The sequence below is a fragment of the Dietzia sp. CQ4 genome, assembly GCF_014145125.1.
Classification (GTDB): Bacteria; Actinomycetota; Actinomycetes; order Mycobacteriales; family Mycobacteriaceae; genus Dietzia; species Dietzia natronolimnaea.
The window spans coordinates 1-2,230 of record NZ_JAALDZ010000440.1 but is presented as its reverse complement, the minus strand read 5'-3'; the positions used below and the strand labels follow the sequence as shown (position 1 = coordinate 2,230).

2 protein-coding genes are annotated in these 2,230 nt (G+C 74.8%); both read right to left on the bottom strand.

Annotated features, from left to right (window positions below; all coding sequences use genetic code 11):
- The coding region (locus G6031_RS18525) for a UvrD-helicase domain-containing protein (RefSeq protein WP_182654084.1) at positions 1 to 1,273 on the bottom strand (1,273 nt) is incomplete at its 3' end.
- On the bottom strand, positions 1,270 to 2,230 hold a 961-nt coding region (locus G6031_RS18520), incomplete at its 5' end, for a PD-(D/E)XK nuclease family protein (protein ID WP_182654083.1). The genes G6031_RS18525 and G6031_RS18520, both read right to left, overlap by 4 nt.

Below are 2,230 nucleotides of genomic sequence, written 5' to 3'. Positions count from 1 at the left end.
CCGCCACCGCCGAGCGGTACCGGGACGCCACCGAGTCGGCCAGCCACTCCCGCTCGGCCTCCGCCGTGTCCAGCACCGCCACCCTCAGGTCCGCGGGAGGGGCCCCGGGGCGCGCGCGCAGCTGTGGGACCGGCACGGAGCCCGGCCGGTCCCGCAGCGGCAGGGTGATCCGGTTGGCCAGGGAGAGCACCTCGGGGGGGTTGCGCCACGAGGTGGTGAGCTCGCGGAGGTGGGACCGCCGCCCTCCGGGGCGGGGGAAGTCGTCGCGGAAGCGGTCGAGGTTGGAGGCCGAGGCCCCCCGCCACCCGTAGATGGACTGCATCGGGTCCCCCACCGCCGTGACCGCGGGGACCGGGCCCGCGCCGCCGCCGAACAACGAGGTCAGCAGGACCCGCTGGGAGTGGCCCGTGTCCTGGTACTCGTCCAGCAGCACGACGCGGAACGCCCGACGTTCGGCCGCGCCGACCTGGGGATGGTCGCGGGCCACCGTCGCGGCGAGCGCCATCTGTGAGGCGTGGTCCAGCGCGGACTCCTCGCGCATCCGGGCGGAGACCGCGTCCACCAGATCGGCCAGCTCGTCGCGGTGCCCCTGGACGGTGGCGACCTCGTCGAGCCATCTGGTCGGAGCCGCACGCTGGCCGGGCCCGCCGGGCAGGGTGGCGACGAGGGTGGTGAGGAGATCGGGGTGGGAGCGCAGGTCGTCGGTGCTCACGAGATGCTCGGACAGTTGCCCTGCCAGAGTCAGGACGTCGCGGGTCACCTGCGCGGCGGACGACCCCGTGGCGAGCGGGGACTCCCACCGCGAGACGACGTCGTACGCGAGCTGGAACGCCGCCGTGGGCGTGAGCAGGCGGGAGTCCGGTTCGACCGGGACGAGCAGGCCGTAGGACCCGAGGAGTGTGCCCGCGAACGCGTGATAGGTCGAGATCTGCGGATCCTCCGTGCGTATCGACTCCGCGATCCGGGGATCCGCCCCGGGGCCGGTGCACAGCGGGCTCGCGGCGAGCGCCTCGAGCCGCCGCCGGATCCTCCTGGACAGCTGCTGGGCGGCCTTGCGCGTGAAGGTGAGCCCCAGGATCTCCGACGGGCGCGCGTGACCGTTGGCCACCAGCCACACCACGCGGGCGGCCATGGTCTCGGTCTTGCCCGCGCCGGCGCCGGCCAGGACGAGTGTCGGCTCCGTGGGGCCGGCGATCACCGCGGCCTGTTCCGGGGTCGGACGGTGGACGCCGAGTGCGTCAGCGATGTCGTGGGGTCCTGTCGACGAGGTCACCCGCTCACCTGCCGACCCTCGGGTTGGGCGGGGCAACTGGAACGGACGCCGCAGTGGTCGCACCACCGTCCCACACGGGCCGTGTAGTCCGGCCCCGCCGTCGCACGGCCGGCCTCGACCACGCGCTCGGTCAGGGCCTCCGCGCCCTCGCTGCCGAGCGGATCCTGGACTCGCTCCGTGGGCATGCGGCCCTCCCGGCCCCCGAGGTACACCAGGAGCCCTCCCCCCGGCGCACGACCCGCGGCGGACTCGACAGCGCCCTCCGACACCGCCAGCTGGTACAGGGCGAGCTGGGGATGTGTCGCGGCCACCGCCTTGGACACGGCGCCGGGTGAGGTCTTGATGTCCACGGGGACCACCTCGCCGGCGCGGGTGGCCTCGAGTCGATCGATCCGCCCGCGGATCCGCACCCCACCCCGGACGTCGAAGGCGAACGCCTCCTCCACCCCGGCGGTCGTGTACTCGTCCCGGGTCTCGGTCCGCCACCGCCGGAACGTCTCGGCCATGCCCACCATCGATTCCGCACCCCTCTCGGCGAACCAGCCGCGGGCACGCGTGAGCGCCTCGGCCCGGCGGTGTACCGCCGCCCGGAGTGCGTCCTCGCCGATCCCCCCCTCCACCGCCTGGGTGAGCGCGTGGACCGCCGAACCACGGATGAGCGCCGCCTCCGACCCCGGATCGGCGGAATCACCCCTGACCTTCTGCAGGAACCACCGGAGCGGACATTCCTCGAGCGCTCCGAACCCCGACGGAGACAGCACGACCACCGGCTCCCCCGGTGCCACGGGGAAGGGGGGCGCCGCGGTGGACGGCCCGCCCGAGCCGTACCAGGCCCCGGGGTCCGCCTCGGCGACCCCGGCGTCCCGGAGCCCTGCCAGGAGACCCGCGGCGTGGGTGGCGTCCGCCGGGGCCGTGGACGGATCGAGCAGTGCTGACCGGAGATCGACGGCCAGGTGC